Raw genomic sequence first — 15,990 nt, 5'->3', positions numbered from 1 at the left:
GTGGTCAAAAAAATTTTAGCCGGTGTAGATATCGGCAATTCATCCACTGAAGTGGCAATCGCGTGTGTGGAGGACGACCATGCTTATTTTCTTTCCCAACATTTAGTCAAAACTACGGGTATTAAAGGAACGACTGATAATGTGAAGGGCATCCGTCTTGCTTTGCAGGAAGCGGTCAAAAAAGCAGATATTGAGTTGAAGGATATTGATCTTATCAGATTGAATGATGCTGTGCCAGTCATTGGCGATTTGGCCATGGATCTTATTAGCGAAACGATTATCACGGAATCGTCCATGATTGGCCATAATCCGGATACCCCAGGCGGAGCCGGTTTAGGTGTTGGGACAACGGTTTTAATCGATCAATTGTTGAACGTCGAAGAAAAAGAGCAGGATTATATCGCCGTGATTCCTAATTTATTTGATTATGAATGGGTGGCTCACCGTCTAAATCAGGCAAAAAGCGTAGGAATTTCTGTTACCGGGGCAATTGTACAAAAGGATGATGGGGTGTTAATACACAATCGACTGTACAAAAAAATTCCTATCGTCGATGAGGTTGCGTTGATTGATAAAGTTCCTCTTTTAAAGTTGGCCGCGATTGAAGTTGCTTTACCAGGTCATGTCATTCGAACATTAAGTAATCCATACGGGCTCTCTACTGTCTTTCAGTTGGATCCGGACCAGACGTTACAAATTGCTTTAGTCGCTAAAGCATTAGTTGGCAACCGTTCTGCCGTAGTAATCCGGACACCGCAGGGGGAAGTCGTTGAACGGAAAATAGAAGCGGGACGATTCATGTTAATTGGGACAAACAACCGGCAGCTAGAAGTATCCATTAACGATGGGGCAGAATCCATTATGAAAAAGTATGAAAAACTGGAAACGTTGATAGACGTCAAGGGAGAAACAGGAACTAATGTCGGAGGGATGTTTAACGGGCTCCGTCATGATTTAGCTCAACTCACCGGACAATCACCCCTTGAAATTACCATCTCAGATCTTCTAGCGGTTGATGCGGTAATCCCGACCTCCATTAGCGGTTCCATGGCGGGTGAGCTTTCCATGGAAAGTGGCGTCGCATTAGCCTCCATGGTCAAAACAGATAAAGTGCCGGTCCAAAAAGTGGCTTCTTTATTGGAAAAAGAAATGGGCATCGAGGTTGAAGTGGGAGGAGTTGAAGCGGAAATGGCCATCCGCGGGGCCTTAACGACTCCCGGCACGAGAAAACCAATTGTCATTCTCGATATGGGCGGTGGCTCAACCGATGCTGCCATGATGAATGAATCCGGCAACATCATCTCAAGCCACTTGGCTGGTGCAGGAGACATGGTAACGATGCTAATTAATTCTGAACTCGCATTGAGAGACAAGGAACTAGCTGAAAAAATAAAAAAATTCCCTTTAGGAAAAGTGCTGAGCTTGTTCCATATGCAACTAGAAGATGGAACAATGTTATTTTCTGAAGAGCCTTTTCCTCCGTACACCTTCGGAAAAGTAGTCATTCGGGAAGAAAAAGATCTCACGCCATTATCAACCAAGGTATCCATGGAAAAGGTCAGGGAAATACGCCGCAGCGCCAAGCGAAGAGTATTTTTAACGAATGCTCTGCGTGCGCTTAAGCGAGTAATCCCAACAGGCAATTTAAAACACTTGTCCTTTGTTGTCATGGTGGGGGGATCGGCACTTGACTTTGAAATTCCACAAATGTTGACAGAAGAACTAGGTAAGTATGGTATCGTTGCCGGTTTTGCCAATATTCGCGGTACAGAAGGCCCAAGAAATGCGGTGGCAACCGGTTTGGTCTTATCCTCTATCAGGCATGAGGTATTCAAATGAATAAACGAGACGTATACATTACAATTTTATATAACAACGCACTTTCCCCTAGACAAATTCAAGAAGTGTGTGCGGGCTTGGAAGAAGAAGGGGTTCCATTCTTACTTCAAGAGGGGAACAAAGCAAGTAGTTTTATAGAACTAGGGTGGGAAGCAGCATCTATATCCCCTTTGCAAGTTGGTATAGGCATTGAACAAAATGGCGATTTATGTTTACATCACGAAAAATTGAAACCAGAAGAACCCTATTTACAGGACAGCCTTCAAAACGGGCGCAGATTAGGAAAGAACGCGGCTCGTCTAATCAAAGGCTTACCCTTAATCTTTTTAATAGGAAAGGATGAAAAATATGGAGCAGATTAATTTAGAATTAGCAAAAAAACTAATTGAGGTTGCTGAAAAGGTAGCAAACGAAATCGAAGTCCCTATGGTCATTAGCATTGTGGATGAAGGAGGGAACCTCATAGCCTGCCATCGAATGGATGATGCTTTATTGGTCAGTGTGGATATTGCCCAAAACAAAGCCTGGACTTCAGTAGCAATGAAAATGCCCACAGCAGACTTAGCTCAGGCAGCCGGAATGGGAAAAGAACTTTACGGTATTAATACAACCAATAATGGACGGGTTGTCGTGTTCGGCGGAGGCATTCCTTTACGCAAAAAAGGCCGAATTATTGGGGCAATTGGCGTAAGCGGCGGCTCGGTCGAGGAGGATATACGAGTAGCCCAAGCGGCTGTTAATGTGCTGAATGATATAGAATTAACTTCTAGTCTCATCAGATAGGGTCCGTATGGTATTCATTGGAGGTCTTCCTGCCATCCAGTTAATATAGCCATATTAATATCCTTGGAGCCAACGATTCAATCTGTTTGGTTCCAAGGATATCATCTGTTTGATGAAAGTTAAATTGGTTAGTATGTTTGAAATGAAAGACAAAATAAAGAGATTGCAAAAAATGAAGATTTACACAAAATCCGGTGATAAAGTTGAAATAATATCCTTGTATATGGAAATAGAATGTAAAAAGGCATCTATTTCTGTAGAAGCTTAAGGAACGGGTGGTGAAGCTAATTCCATGATTGGATTAGCTCTTTCGTTGTATTGGCCCGTTATGTGCATTACCATCACTTTATCGAAGGAGACAATATACTTTTTAGCTAGAGAGGAATAAGCTATAATGATAGGTATAAATGTTACAAAAAGTGTAAATTTCACAATATAAAGTAAATTGATAAGGAGGTACATGGTGAATGCATTTACATTACGGAGCATTGTGAATGTTGAGACTCTTCAGGAAATCCAGGAGCGATTTTCCGATGTGACTGGTTTGGGAGTCATCATTGCAGATGATCAAGGAGTGCCTGTCACCAGTCCAACTAATTTCACAAATTTTTGCAAACATATGCGTTCCTCACAGGAAGGAATGCGATGCTGTGTATGGTCTGATAAAAAGGTGGGACAGATTGCGGCTAAACAAGCAAAGCCAAGCATCCATTATTGCCATTCTGGTCTAGTTGATATAGCTGCTCCTATTGTTCTTAACGATAAACACCTTGGATCTGTTCTGTGTGGCCAGGTGTTACTAGAAGATCAAGATGAAAAGCAGTTGGACAAGATTCGAGAGAAAACAAAACACTTGCCAATTGATCAAGAACTCCTCCAACTTTATTTTGAGAAGATTGAATTTACAAGTCAAAAAAAGATCGAAGCATCAACAGAAATGCTGCAGCTTGTTGCCAATTATATCGTCAAATTGGGCGCTAATAACCTTGTACAAGAAGAGCTAAATGAGAAGAATCAAAAACTAATGGAAGAGATAAAGGTTCGTTCCAGACTGGAGAAACTCCTTCAGGAAACACAATTAAAGGTATTGCAATCACAGATTAATCCGCACTTTTTATTTAACACTTTGAACACTATTTCACGACTTGCCTATTTAGAGAATGCGGAACAGACACAAAATGTGACGTACTCGCTAGCTAAAATCATGAGATACAGCCTGCGAAATATAGACCAGCTTGTTTCATTAAGGGAAGAACTGGATTACACAAGAAATTACTTGAATATTCAACAATCTCGTTTCCGTAATCAAATTCATTACGAAGAGACAATAGACTTTGATACAGAAGCCATAAAAATGCCCATTCTTTCTATCCAGCCTATAATTGAAAACGCTATCATCCATGGATTTGAGCCACAGGATAGTAAAGTGGTTATTAATATTAACGGATTTTTAGTAGATAACCACGTGGTGTTAGAAATTTCTGATACAGGAGTGGGGATGACGGAAGAAAAAGTAGCCTCTATTTTTTCGCATTCAGGAGTGGGAAAAAACAGTCATACCACAGGAATTGGGATGAATAACGTACAAAAACGAATTCAATATTATTTTGGAGAAGAGTACGGGATTACTGCCATTGAAAGTCAACCAGAAGTTGGTACAACGGTGCGGCTCGTCCTTCCAAATTCAGGAGGAGTTTTGTATTGAATGTGATGATAGTGGATGATGAACCATTAGAACGGGAAGTATTAACGATGATGATTAATAGAGAAAACCTCGCAATAAGCCACTTATTTGAAGCTAAAAATGGAGCGGATGCTGTAGACCTGGCGAAGCAAAATCGCATGGATATCGTTCTAATGGATATTAAAATGCCTATTATGGATGGCTTGGCAGCAGCAGAAATAATCAAAAACGATGTTCCAGACTGTCGCATCATTTTCCTTACAGCGTATGATGAGTGTGACTTAGCCAACCGAACGAGTAAATTGGAAGCAGATGATTATTTATTAAAACCAGCTCATCAGAATGAGATCAGACAAACATTAATTAAATATATACCGGTGGTAAAAAGCCCGGCTCCACCCTCTTTAAAAGCATCCTGCACGCATGACGATGTTGTAACCCTTATAGAATATATAGAAAACCATCTTCATTTAGATTTAAACTTAGACACATTATCTAGATTAGTATACCTTAACGGTCAGTACCTCAGCAGACTGTTTAAACAAGAGACGGGCTGCACTATCACTCACTATATAACGTCCCGTCGGCTGGAAAAAGCGAAACAGCATCTTAGCTACAGTAGGGAAACTGTAATGGAAATAAGCGAGAAATGCGGATTTACCGATTCCAATTATTTTGCTAGGGTGTTCAAAAAATACGAAGGAATCACACCTACGCAATTTCAGCAGAAATCTCTTTTGTCAAGAAAGAAAAGAATCAATACATTCAATAATTTTGTGATGTAAAGTAGATTTTTTGCAATGGAACACAAGAAAGAGTTGAATTACCTGGAGGCACACCGGCTGGATCGTCAGCTGGTGCGTTCATGCATGGAGAAAAAAACATCCTTTTTTCTCGATTTAGAGCAGGCATCGAGCCTGCATGACGGTTGCTTGATGCAACCTCTAAAACTTACAGTAGCGCCTTCGGGTAGAAGGAACAATTTGCTGAGCAAATATTCTACGCTCGTAATAAAAGTCAGAATGTTACTCCTTAGCTTTCTTCTTACTTTATCTTTACCTTTACAATTTTTCCTCCAGCCTTTTTACCCGCCTGTTCCATTAGTATTTTTAATTCACATGGGGTACGCTAATCAAAATAAAGGCGTTCTCGTTGAGGCCATGATGTAATTAGGGCAAAAAAAAGAGACACTAAAAGAGTCTCTTTTTTTTGCCTTGTTTTCATGGGGCAAGTCAGTTTAATAATATAAGAATTTTTTATACCTTGGAAAATAGGTTGGATTTAACCTTTTTTATTCAAGATGTTTTTTTGATAGGCGATTTGTAATGGTATCTTCTTGTGGTGAAGTTTGCCGTATATAAAAGGCCAGTATGAATGCAACTATGGTCAAACCTGTTGCTATCATGAATGCATCATCCACTCCCATTACGCTGCCTTGTTTAATGGCCATCGCCATTTGTGATGTATTATCCGGTGATATGTTCCTTTGAGATAAGATTTCCTGAACATGTTTCGTTCCTTGGTTTGTCATGATGGACACAAAGAATGCCATGCCAACAGCACCTGCCACCATTCTCAATGTATTGACCATTGCTGTGCCGTATTTATTTAGGCTAAGTGCCAATTCATTTAATCCGGCTGTGAAGATAGGCATCATCAGTATCGACATTCCGAACATTCTAATGGTATATACCCACACCACATAAGAATAGGACGTATCTGTTTGAAGCCGCGTTAAAAGATAGGTTGTAATGATAGTGATGCCAAGTCCGCTCACCGCAAGCCATCTCGCACCAAATCGATCGAACAGCTTACCTGTGATAGGTGACATGATCCCCATTAAAATCCCGCCAGGCAATAACATGAGACCGGATTCCATCGGAGTGAACCCACGGATATTCTGCATATAGATTGGCATGATGATCATTCCAGAGAACATACCCATGGTTGCGATGATGTTGATGATTGTCGTTAAAGTGAACATCCGATACCGAAAAATTCTAAATTCCAAAATAGGATGTGATACAGTAAATTGCCTCCAGACAAATAAAACTAAACTGATTCCTCCAACAAGGAACATCGTCAGTACTTCGGGGCTGCCGAAGCCCTTAGTACCGCCAGTAGCAAATCCATATAGAACCCCGCCGAATCCGATAGTGGATAGAATTACACCCAGTTTATCGAGTTTAGGCCGGCTGGTTTTCCCTACTTTTTTAATGATGAAAATGGCAAAGATGAAGTCAAGCAGGGCAAATGGGAAAATGATAAAAAACAGAACCCGCCAAGAATAGTTTTGGATAATCCATCCTGATAGCGTAGGTCCTACAGCTGGGGCAAAATTCATCGCGATACCAAATATGCCCATTGCGAAACCGCGTCTGTTAGGCGGAAATAAAGTGAAAATTACATTTGTGATCAACGGGAACAAAATCCCCGCACCTGCAGCTTGAACCACTCGTCCGATCAATAAGACGGAGAAGCTGGGGGCAATTCCGCATAAAAAAGTTCCTAAGGCGAAGAGTCCCATCGAAGCTAGATATAATTGTCTTGTATTGAATCGTTCCATTAAGAAAGCGGTAATCGGGATGACAATCCCATTGACCAATAAGAAGATAGTAGTAAGCCAATTCGCTGTTGCAGCTGATATGTCAAAATGAGTCATTAATTGAGGCAATGCGATATTAATTAAAGTCTGATTTAAGAAAGCAACTAGAGCACCAGCCAGCATCACCGCAAACATGGGACCTGTACGGATTTTAGTGATGGCTGTTTTGTCGTGATTCATTATTATGGCACGTCCTTTTCGCTAGGATAGTAAAAATTGTACTGCCTGCTATTTTTAAAAGTTTTAGAAACTAATTCGTCTCACGAAGTATTAGTGTAAACCCACCTATATTTTCCGATAAAATACAGCATTTAAGGAGATTCACCTCATTAAGCTTTTTTGAGGTGTTTATTCTTTATTATCCACTCACTTGACAATATTTCAGGATACATTATCTCTTGGAAATCCCCCAGGTTAACATCCATTCTACAGGTATATCATATTTCAAACAATAATCACCCATATAATACTTACAATGTACCAGAGAAATTTGTGCACTAGGTATAAATACTTTAACATTCTACCATTCGTATTCACTAAAAAATAGTTAATTAATGTTGAATAATAAAATCACGACTTTTCCGTATTTTGCGAATAATTATTTTTTTAATATTCAAAATAATTATTGCAATCAATGTACTGGTTAATTATAATACAAAGCATGACAAATAAAAAGTCATTATGAGGGGGTGAAAGAATTGAATATTGCAGGGATGAATATCACTTTTAGGCATCTCCCTTTTCATTATTTTTTGGATTGCATGGACAACCTTGAGATTAAAAGCATTGAATTATGGGGTGGGGAGCCGCATTTGTATGTTTATCGCAACATATTAGGAAATATAAGGAGTATGAGAAGGGAAATTAAATCTAGAAATATGAAAATCATCTACTATACTCCAGAACAATGTATTTATCCTTATAACATTGCATCCTCGGATGCTCATTGGCGAAAAAAAAAGCATTGAATATTTTATGGAAAATCTTTACGCCGCGCTGGAGTTGGACACAAACATGATGCTTATCACTTCTGGAATAGGGGACTTTTCTGTCTCACAAGAGGAATCATGGAAATATGCCAGGGACTCAATCTTTCAATTAACCAAAGTAGCTGAGATGGAAGGTTTGATTCTTGCTTTAGAGCCATTGACAAAGTATGAATCCAATCTGGTAATCGACTCTAAAGGGCTAAAGAAAATGTTAGAGGAAATCCAATCTACTTCATTAAAAGGAATGATAGATACGGTTTCCATGGACCTGGCAGGTGAAACACCTGATGAGTACTATTCCTTCCTTCCTGAATTAGGCCATTTTCACCTAATGGACGGAGATGGTCAATCAGATGCACATTTGGCACTGGATGATGGGGTTTTAAATTGGAGGGAATATTTAACAAGCCTTCAAAGCCATCGTTACAAAGGAAGTTGTACTTTAGAGATTATAAGATCAAATTATTATCAAAATCCAAGAGATGCAATCAAGAAATCAATTGAAAAAGTTAGGGAATTGGGAATTTAATCATCTAATTTGGAGGAACTCTTTATGAGTAATGGCACACTTACACGAAAACTGGGTTTTTGGTCTGCTCTGGCTATTGCTGTTGGAACTACAATAGGGTCGGGTATTTTTGTCTCATCCGGTGATGTTGCAAAGGCTGCGGGTACTCCTTCCATTTCCATTCTAGCCTGGATAATAGGCGGGGTGATTGCCATTCCGCAAGTAATGGTGCTGGCGGAGTTATCGACAGCATACCCCCAAAATGGAAGCGGTTACGTTTATTTAAATAAAGCTGGGTGGAGGCCTCTGGCATTTTTATATGGATGGGCCACTTTCTGGGCGTTGGATCCTCCATCCATATCGATTATGGCTTTAGCGATCGTTTCTTATTTAGCAACTTTTTTTCCATTTTTCTCTGGGGTCGCCGGGAAATTATTGGGTATTGCGATCATCCTGCTCATCACATCGATTCATTATAGAAGTGTGAAGGAAGGAGGTCTTTTCCAAGTCATTATCACGGCTATCAAGATCATTCCTTTCCTGATTGTCATTGTCTTGGGAATTATGTACATGAACCCTGATAACTTTGCTTATACACCAGGACCTGGTGCCCAAAAGTCAAGTTTAATAGGTGGTGTATCCGCAACCACATGGGCATATACGGGAATGGCTGCGATTTGTTTCATGGCTGGGGAGTTCAAAAATCCAGGGAAAATACTTCCACGAGCTCTTATTAGTTCGGTATTCATTGTGTTGGCTTTATATACACTGTTAGCCGTTTGTGTCATCGGTTTGATGCCGTTTGATGAATTAATCAACTCCAATGCGGCTGTTTCCGAAGCTGTAAAATATATTCCGGGTTTATCTGATATTGCATCATCATTCGTGGCCATTACGGCGATTATTGTTATCTTGGGTTCGCTGAGTTCTTGCATAATGTTTCAGCCCCGCCTTGAGTACGCAATGGCAAAGGACGGACTATTCTTTCAACGTTTTGCAAGAGTTCATCCTAAATATGAAACTCCAAGTTTCTCTATCATCGTTCAGGTTACGTATGCATGTATACTTGTGTGCTTCAGTAATTTAACTGTGTTACTTGGCTATTTCACACTGATTCAATTGGTAATTAACATCCTGGACTTTGCCGCTGTTTATAAATGCCGTAAAAGGGATGATTATAATCCAATCTATCGTATGCCAATGTGGAGGTTAACGACGGTTTTAGCTATTCTTGGAGCATCATGGCTGGCCTGGGGAACATTTACTTGGGCGCCTATTCAAGGAGTGATTGCAGCGCTGATCGTTATCGTAACAGGTCTGCCGGTATACTATTATTGGGAAAGGAAATATGGATCAAAGAAAAATAACGACAGCGATATCGTGGCTTAGCAGAATGATAAGGGAAGTTAGGACTTCTTTTGATAAACCAAAAAAATTTTAAAATAAAACAATTGTGCAAATTATTATGTTTAGATATAATACAAGACATAACAAATAAACAGGGGTAAGGGAGGAAGCTGTTAATGCTAAAGTTTGATGAGGAGTTATTTCTAAATCTTGTAGAAAAAGAGGGCCTTGCTTTTAGAGGCCAGATTGAAGAAATCGTAGATGGAATCACAAAAAGGGGCTACAGCAATATTTTCCTTATCGGTGCTGGTGGCACCATAGCCATGATGTATCCATATGAATACATTTTAAAATCAAATTCTACCATCGATGTCCATGCAGAAATTGCTGCTGAGTTCATGGTGATGAATCATAAGCATTTCAGCAAAGATTCAGTCTGCATTTTTACATCTGTATCCGGGACTACTCAAGAAACAGTTGCAGCGGCTGAATATTGTAAAGAAAAAGGCGCCACTACAATCGCTTTAGTTGCAGAGCCAAATACTCCGTTAACACAAATTGCGGATTACTGTATAACGACTGGTTCTGAAACGCACTCTTTTGATACTTTCTTTATGCTTTTGGACATGGTCGTCTTCCGATTCATGCATAACAACAATGAATTCCCGCAATATGAACAATTCACGAAGGAGGTTTCTCTACTTCCGCGTGCAATTCTAGATGCCGTTAAATCTTTTGACAAAAAAGCAGAGGAATTTGCCATTACACATAAAGACACGGATTACCACATGATGGTCGGCTCTGGTAACCTATGGGGAAACACTTATTCATATGCCATGTGCATTTTAGAGGAAATGCAATGGATTCAAGCGAAATCCATCCACGCTGCAGAGTTTTTCCATGGTACGCTTGAACTTGTTGTTGAAGATACAAGTGTTATTTTATTAAAAGGGGAAGATGAAACTAGACCGCTGATGGACCGTGTAGAGAGATTTGTAGAAAAAATCTCAAAAAATATAACGGTTATTGATACCAAAAGCTTTGAAATGGAAGGCATCAGCGAAGAATTCAGAAAGCATTTTTCTGTTAGCATCAACTGGTCAGTATTAAGTCGAATCAGCGTATACCTTGAGCGTGAAAGAAATCATCCATTAACACTTAGAAGATACTATCGCCAAATGGAATATTAAGATAAGTGGAGCACTACTTAGTAGTGCTCTTAAGTTTCAAGAAAGCGGGGGAAAATGATGAGAACGGTGACAGTCGGAGATAACTGTATGGATGTTTATCAAAAGAGCGGGGAGGTCTATCCTGGGGGTAATCCTTTAAATGTGGCTGTCTATTTAAGAGGGTTAGGTGCTGACTCTGCTTATATCGGCTGGGTGGGATCCGATCAATACAGTGAAAAAATGGTGAAGGCGATACAGGAAAAAGGTGTTGATATTTCTCATCTTTCGCGGAAAGAAGGAAAAACAGCTGTTACTTTTGTTGAAATGGTAGGAAATGACCGCAGGTTTGGAGAATACGATGAAGGTGTCATGAAACATTTCCGCTTAACGACGGAAGAACTCCATTACATTCAAACATACCAGCTCATACATTCAGGGATTTGGGGACATGCGGATAAGTACTATTCCTTATTTAAAGAAAATGGAATGCTCACGTCTTTTGATTTCTCAGATCAGCTAGATCACGATCTAGTGAAGACTTTACCACAGTTTGTTGATTATCCTTTTTTCTCTTATACGAAGGATGATGCTTTTATCCGCCAATTTTTAAAGGATGTAAAAAATCAAGGATCTAAAATTGCGGTCGCCACTTTAGGTGAATATGGTTCACTTGCCTATGACGGCATTCAATTTTATCAATGCGGTGTCGTTGAAGCGAATGTGGTGGATACAATGGGTGCGGGGGATTCCTTCATTTCCGGTTTTATTTATGGATTATTGAAAGGCCAATCTATCGAAAATTGCTTAGAAATGGGTACAGAGTCTGCTGCGAAAACCATTAGCTATTTCGGTGCATGGTGACTGGGACTGTAAATCATGTATAATAGGTAGTAAATAATAAATTTTGACGGATAAGGATGAATCTAATATGAATTTAAATCCTTCAACCCCCCAGCCACTATATATGCAAATAAGGCAAATGTTGAAGAATGATATTCAGAACGGTAAATACAAACCAGATGAACAAATCCCAACCGAAGCAGAGCTTTGTGAAACTTATAACGTTAGCCGGATCACCATTCGAAAAGCAATCGAGGAATTGGTGAAGGAAGGAACATTGACACGTATTCCGCGCAGGGGTACCTTTGTTGCATCTAATAAGTTTCATAATGAGTTGTTATCCATAAGTGGATTCTCAGAGTTTAGTCATCAGCTTGGGAAGATACCGAATTCCCGGATTTTAAGAAGTGAGGTCATAGCAGCACCAAAAGATGTTGCAGGTCATCTCCTCATTGAAGAAGGAAGCCCCGTTCTCGAACTAGAGCGACTCATGTATGTAGATGAGCGTCCGCTTTTCTACGATACCGCTCATTATTCGTTACTTCGTTTTCCGGATTTGGAAAAGAAGATTGCAAGGGATGAATCAACTTATAAGATCCTATTGGAAGATTACCATACCGAAATAGTCAGTAACGATAAGATTATAGACGTGATTGGTGCTACAAAAATCTATGCTAAATATTTAGAATGCGATATTGGCGCAAATTTATTTAGAATAGTGAAGATTGCTTTCGATGCAAACGACCAGCCTGTGCACCTCTCAACGTTCATGTGTGAAACCAACAAGGTCAATCTGACTGTTCATCGGGCAAAATAGGTCATGCCATTAATTTGGCATGACCTATTTAAACATCTAGTTTTGATTTTCCTCCTCCAAACTTTCTTCTTTGATCATCGCATTTAAAATATCCTTACAATTAAAACATAAGATATTCTTGTTATCTAAAAGAATACCGTTCAGAAAACCAGCCGTACAATACACATCATGTGCACAGCGAACACAAGAGCCAACTAGTTCATCCATCGATACATCCCCCTATTCAGGAATGGTATATAGTTTGATGTTCTATTTTGTATAAAGGTAAAGGCCAAAATCTTGCATAACGGAAGTGTGCCCCATTTGCCGTAACATGGTAGCTATATTGCCACGATGATATGATCCGTGAGTGACAACGTGTAATACCGATTCGGAAATGGTAGTTTCAAGCGACCCAGCATATGGGTTATCCACAACCATTACCTTTTCCATATCCACTGTACTCAGAATCGCTTTGTTTCTTTCGTACAAGTCCATAAATGTTTTTTTCATTTCCTCAATACTTTTCTTTTCGACCTCTTCTTTTAATTCACTAGAAGATGCCATTGCTTCATCCATACTTATACCAGAGATAATATCAAACCACGCGTAATCTGTGAGATAAATGTGAGACAACACTTTTGATACCGACGAAAAACCACTCTGAATTTCCTTATGGTAAACGTGTTCTGGAAGTTCATTTAACCGATCGATGATGACTCCATTTGCCCATGCGTGATAGTTATACATTTCTAATACTGGCTCGGGGTGATTCATTAAAAAACCTCCATATACACTAGTTTTTTCGGATTGGACAATTTATGCAGTAAGAACAAAGTATTCAGGTTTATTCAATGCAGTATATTCATTAATATGCTGTTCTATAATTTATATAACAATCCTCCTTATGATTCTACGGGTATATGTGCTCCTTAAATGTAATACATATAAAATAAGAGGTTTTGAGATTATACGAACTACGAACATTCAGGTCATAAAATGAATAATAGTGGAGCATCACATATAGGCATTTTTTCTTGCAGGAAAATAGCTCCCTATATCGAACTGATAGTAAAGGAGATGGTAATATGAATCTGAGGATCAAATATAGGCTTTATATCCATGTAGACGGAAAACTTATTCCAGAACAGTATGACCGATACGAGATACTAAACGTCAGAGAAGGTATAGATCCAAATGATACTAAGGATTACCAAGAGCTTACTAAAAAATTGAGTAAGTCGATTAATCGGCCTTTAAATGAATTTGAAATAAAAAACTATGAAACAATGTAAGTCATCCCCTCTGGAGGGAAACGAATATTTCATTTTCGAATTTTTTCTCCTTCATTACAACGGAATTTTTAATGTTTAAAAGTGTAATTAAATAAGAGAACCATGTATAACTTGTAGCTTGCTAAATAATCCTCCTCCTTATATTAATAAATGTAAAAATATAAGGAGAGAGGAAATTTATGATCATGCGCATATCCGTTAGGTAAAAAGTGGGTATGGATAATCCAGCAAAACCTTTCTAACCTTACCAGTAGATTTCTGCGCGCCGTCGGAAGAGTCTTTAAAACGAATTATCTGGGTGTATAACTAGAATCTTATAAAAGTTTATTAAAATCCATTTTTCATTATTTAATGATAAATGGATTCAGTTTGTAGACAAAAGGGGTTCGGAATTAAAAAATTCCGAACCCCTTTTGAAATTCCTTTGAAATTCCTTTGAAATTTTGACCAAAGGTTAAGAGATTTGGGCTCTTCGAGCCACAATGTTAAGCCATTTTAGGACCTTGCCATGTCCAAGTGGCCATCTTCTTTAAATTAATGGCAGCGAAAGTAAGCATCGCTTGCATCGACAATTTTTTAAGTCCCCTTAAAGTAGTCCAACGCATATCATGCTTTTCTTTTGCATCTGCGAATACACGCTCAATCGTTTCTTTGCGTTTCGCATATATAGGTTTTACCTCTTGATGATGACGCAGATGATCTGCTTCTTCCACATATGCTTGCCAGATATGCCGTGTCACTACTTTTTGATGGTCTTTGCTTTCAGTACACCGTGATAAAAATAAGCATGTTGCACAAATTTGTTTTGGCGATTTGTACTCGCGAAAGCCCTCTTTATTTGTTGTTGAGTACTTTAAAGTTTCTCCCGAAGGGCAAAGGTAACAATCAAAGTGTTCATCGTAAACATAGTCATGTTTGCGAAAGAATCCTTCTTTTGTACGAGGACGTGTATAGGGTAAAGCAGGTGTGATTTCTTTGTTAAATAGGTAGCTTGTAATCGCTGGTGTTTTATAAGCTGCATCTGCGGCAACTGCTTCTGGTTTTCTAACTTTCTCAATCACTTGCTCAACAAGTGGCTCCAAAATATGACTGTCATGTGTATTACCAGGTGTTACAATCGTTCCCAATACAAAACCGTTGCGGTCTGCGGCCGCATGGAATGAATAGGCAAACTGTTTTGTTCGTTCATCTTTCACATAGTAGCCACTCTCAGGATCCGTAGTACTTTTTTTAATTGCTTTGGTTTCTTCCTTATCAAATTTATCTGGTGGAAAAGGCTTCTTTCCATGGTTTTCACGATCTTGATTTATTTCATCTTGAAGACGTCCTTGATATGCTCGTGTTTCTTTGAGTACGATTTTCTTTTCAAATTTGCGCTTATTCGCATTGGCTTTCACATGTGTGGAATCGACGAATACGTGTTCAGCCCTTATTAACTTTCTATCAGCAGCTGTCATTAAGATGCGATAGAAAATCTGTTCAAACAGGTCTGTATCTTTAAAGCGTCGTTCATAATTTTTCCCGAACGTGGAGTAGGAGGTACTTTATCATGGAAACCATAGCCTAAGAACCAACGGTAAGCCATATTTGTTTCCACTTCTTCAATCGTTTTACGCATGGAACGAATACCGAAGGTATATGGAATGAATGTCAGTTTAACTAAAATAACTGGATCAATACTTGGGCGTCCTACCTCTGAATACATATCTATCACCAAATCATAAATGAAAGTGAAGTCAATGGAAGCCTCCATTTTACGAACCAAATGATTCGCCGGCACCAGTTGATCTAAAGTAATCATTTCAAGTTAATCTCGTTGAATAGAATGATGTTTCGAAAGCATCCTCATCACCTCAAGTTTTAATAGTTCTATTTTAAAACAAAAAAGACTGTAGGCAAAAGGAGTTTCCATCTAAAATTTTAAACATAGTTGATTGGAGCGGGTGTGCGAGACTCCCGCGGAAAGCGAATGCATGAAGTGGAAATCAACGTCCAAATTTGTACAAGCCAAAAAAACTGTAGACAAACTCGATTTTCATTGAGTTGAACTGCCCCGTAAATGTTAGACACCAAACTAACATTTACGGGGTGTTTTTTATGGCTAATTTTTCTGCCGAACAGAAAATATTCATTGT

The 15,990-nt window shown here is 39.1% G+C and carries 16 protein-coding genes and 1 pseudogene; 13 read left to right on the top strand and 4 right to left on the bottom strand.

Going from position 1 to position 15,990, the window contains the following annotated elements; translation table 11 throughout:
* The 6 genes from ACZ9AO_RS24355 to ACZ9AO_RS24330 all read left to right on the top strand — a co-directional run bounded on the left by ACZ9AO_RS24355 (window position 1) and on the right by ACZ9AO_RS24330 (window position 5,475).
* Window positions 1–1,839, top strand: coding sequence for a diol dehydratase reactivase subunit alpha (locus tag ACZ9AO_RS24355; protein ID WP_289349522.1), 1,839 nt, complete (start codon window positions 1–3; stop codon window positions 1,837–1,839).
* Window positions 1,836–2,201: a glycerol dehydratase reactivase beta/small subunit family protein gene (locus ACZ9AO_RS24350; protein ID WP_251543822.1), complete on the top strand. Its 366-nt coding sequence runs from the start codon at window positions 1,836–1,838 to the stop codon at window positions 2,199–2,201. Before ACZ9AO_RS24355 ends, ACZ9AO_RS24350 begins: the two co-directional genes overlap by 4 nt.
* Entirely contained in the window at window positions 2,188–2,622 is a 435-nt protein-coding gene (locus ACZ9AO_RS24345; RefSeq protein WP_289349523.1) for a GlcG/HbpS family heme-binding protein, read from the top strand. Before ACZ9AO_RS24350 ends, ACZ9AO_RS24345 begins: the two co-directional genes overlap by 14 nt.
* A 463-nt stretch (window positions 2,623–3,085) precedes the next feature.
* The gene (locus ACZ9AO_RS24340) at window positions 3,086–4,327 is read left to right on the top strand and encodes a sensor histidine kinase (protein WP_476110893.1); all 1,242 of its coding nucleotides are present in this window, start codon (window positions 3,086–3,088) and stop codon (window positions 4,325–4,327) included.
* Between the two features lie 5 nt (window positions 4,328–4,332).
* Window positions 4,333–5,091: a response regulator transcription factor gene (locus ACZ9AO_RS24335; RefSeq protein WP_318262233.1), complete on the top strand. Its 759-nt coding sequence runs from the start codon at window positions 4,333–4,335 to the stop codon at window positions 5,089–5,091.
* A 15-nt stretch (window positions 5,092–5,106) separates the two neighbouring features.
* Window positions 5,107–5,475 (top strand): hypothetical protein, encoded by a 369-nt coding sequence (locus tag ACZ9AO_RS24330; protein ID WP_476110891.1) that lies wholly within the window; start codon window positions 5,107–5,109, stop codon window positions 5,473–5,475.
* Window positions 5,476–5,597: 122 nt separating this feature from the next.
* Here the strand turns inward: ACZ9AO_RS24330 and ACZ9AO_RS24325 are convergent, their stop codons facing one another.
* Window positions 5,598–7,091 (bottom strand): DHA2 family efflux MFS transporter permease subunit, encoded by a 1,494-nt coding sequence (locus tag ACZ9AO_RS24325; RefSeq protein ID WP_476110889.1) that lies wholly within the window; start codon window positions 7,089–7,091, stop codon window positions 5,598–5,600.
* 518 nt (window positions 7,092–7,609) lie between these two features.
* Between ACZ9AO_RS24325 and ACZ9AO_RS24320 the strand changes: the two genes are divergently transcribed.
* From ACZ9AO_RS24320 to ACZ9AO_RS24295, 6 genes are all read left to right on the top strand, one after another.
* Entirely contained in the window at window positions 7,610–7,879 is a 270-nt protein-coding gene (locus ACZ9AO_RS24320) for a hypothetical protein (protein ID WP_476110939.1), read from the top strand.
* Window positions 7,851–8,429 carry a TIM barrel protein gene (locus ACZ9AO_RS24315; protein ID WP_476110887.1) on the top strand — a complete coding sequence of 193 codons (579 nt, stop codon included), beginning with the start codon at window positions 7,851–7,853 and terminating at the stop codon, window positions 8,427–8,429. The genes ACZ9AO_RS24320 and ACZ9AO_RS24315 overlap by 29 nt, the downstream gene beginning before the upstream one ends.
* A gap of 24 nt (window positions 8,430–8,453) precedes the next feature.
* Window positions 8,454–9,797 carry an amino acid permease gene (locus ACZ9AO_RS24310; protein ID WP_034313170.1) on the top strand — a complete coding sequence of 448 codons (1,344 nt, stop codon included), beginning with the start codon at window positions 8,454–8,456 and terminating at the stop codon, window positions 9,795–9,797.
* Window positions 9,798–9,931: 134 nt separating this feature from the next.
* Window positions 9,932–10,945, top strand: coding sequence for an SIS domain-containing protein (locus ACZ9AO_RS24305; protein WP_476110885.1), 1,014 nt, complete (start codon window positions 9,932–9,934; stop codon window positions 10,943–10,945).
* Between the two features lie 57 nt (window positions 10,946–11,002).
* The gene (frlD, locus tag ACZ9AO_RS24300; protein ID WP_476110883.1) at window positions 11,003–11,785 is read left to right on the top strand and encodes a fructoselysine 6-kinase; all 783 of its coding nucleotides are present in this window, start codon (window positions 11,003–11,005) and stop codon (window positions 11,783–11,785) included.
* Window positions 11,786–11,852: 67 nt separating this feature from the next.
* Entirely contained in the window at window positions 11,853–12,581 is a 729-nt protein-coding gene (locus ACZ9AO_RS24295) for a GntR family transcriptional regulator (protein ID WP_101221531.1), read from the top strand.
* Window positions 12,582–12,617: 36 nt separating this feature from the next.
* Here ACZ9AO_RS24295 and ACZ9AO_RS24290 read toward each other — a convergent pair whose 3' ends face one another.
* Entirely contained in the window at window positions 12,618–12,788 is a 171-nt protein-coding gene (locus tag ACZ9AO_RS24290) for a hypothetical protein (RefSeq protein ID WP_170946962.1), read from the bottom strand.
* A 42-nt stretch (window positions 12,789–12,830) separates the two neighbouring features.
* Window positions 12,831–13,337 carry a DinB family protein gene (locus ACZ9AO_RS24285; RefSeq protein ID WP_476110880.1) on the bottom strand — a complete coding sequence of 169 codons (507 nt, stop codon included), beginning with the start codon at window positions 13,335–13,337 and terminating at the stop codon, window positions 12,831–12,833.
* A gap of 311 nt (window positions 13,338–13,648) precedes the next feature.
* Between ACZ9AO_RS24285 and ACZ9AO_RS24280 the strand changes: the two genes are divergently transcribed.
* Window positions 13,649–13,855 (top strand): hypothetical protein, encoded by a 207-nt coding sequence (locus tag ACZ9AO_RS24280; protein ID WP_048678486.1) that lies wholly within the window; start codon window positions 13,649–13,651, stop codon window positions 13,853–13,855.
* 485 nt (window positions 13,856–14,340) lie between these two features.
* Here ACZ9AO_RS24280 and ACZ9AO_RS24275 read toward each other — a convergent pair.
* Window positions 14,341–15,656 (bottom strand): annotated as a pseudogene (locus ACZ9AO_RS24275) (IS1182 family transposase).
* Between the last annotated feature and the right edge of the window lie 334 nt (window positions 15,657–15,990).

Source organism: Peribacillus sp. TE19612 (genome assembly GCF_056279465.1).
This window is presented reverse-complemented; position numbering and strand designations above follow the sequence as displayed.

Excerpts from the sequence above, each read along its gene's own strand:
- ACZ9AO_RS24350 (WP_251543822.1), top strand. The coding sequence starts at position 1,836 with ATGAATAAACGAGACGTATACATTACAATTTTATATAACAACGCACTT.
- ACZ9AO_RS24345 (WP_289349523.1), top strand. The coding sequence starts at position 2,188 with ATGGAGCAGATTAATTTAGAATTAGCAAAAAAACTAATTGAGGTTGCT.
- ACZ9AO_RS24335 (WP_318262233.1), top strand. The coding sequence starts at position 4,333 with ATGATAGTGGATGATGAACCATTAGAACGGGAAGTATTAACGATGATG.
- ACZ9AO_RS24330 (WP_476110891.1), top strand. The coding sequence starts at position 5,107 with ATGGAACACAAGAAAGAGTTGAATTACCTGGAGGCACACCGGCTGGAT.
- ACZ9AO_RS24325 (WP_476110889.1), bottom strand. The coding sequence starts at position 7,091 with ATGAATCACGACAAAACAGCCATCACTAAAATCCGTACAGGTCCCATG.
- ACZ9AO_RS24315 (WP_476110887.1), top strand. The coding sequence starts at position 7,851 with ATGCTCATTGGCGAAAAAAAAAGCATTGAATATTTTATGGAAAATCTT.
- ACZ9AO_RS24310 (WP_034313170.1), top strand. The coding sequence starts at position 8,454 with ATGAGTAATGGCACACTTACACGAAAACTGGGTTTTTGGTCTGCTCTG.
- ACZ9AO_RS24305 (WP_476110885.1), top strand. The coding sequence starts at position 9,932 with ATGCTAAAGTTTGATGAGGAGTTATTTCTAAATCTTGTAGAAAAAGAG.
- frlD (WP_476110883.1), top strand. The coding sequence starts at position 11,003 with ATGAGAACGGTGACAGTCGGAGATAACTGTATGGATGTTTATCAAAAG.
- ACZ9AO_RS24295 (WP_101221531.1), top strand. The coding sequence starts at position 11,853 with ATGAATTTAAATCCTTCAACCCCCCAGCCACTATATATGCAAATAAGG.
- ACZ9AO_RS24290 (WP_170946962.1), bottom strand. The coding sequence starts at position 12,788 with ATGGATGAACTAGTTGGCTCTTGTGTTCGCTGTGCACATGATGTGTAT.
- ACZ9AO_RS24285 (WP_476110880.1), bottom strand. The coding sequence starts at position 13,337 with ATGAATCACCCCGAGCCAGTATTAGAAATGTATAACTATCACGCATGG.
- ACZ9AO_RS24280 (WP_048678486.1), top strand. The coding sequence starts at position 13,649 with ATGAATCTGAGGATCAAATATAGGCTTTATATCCATGTAGACGGAAAA.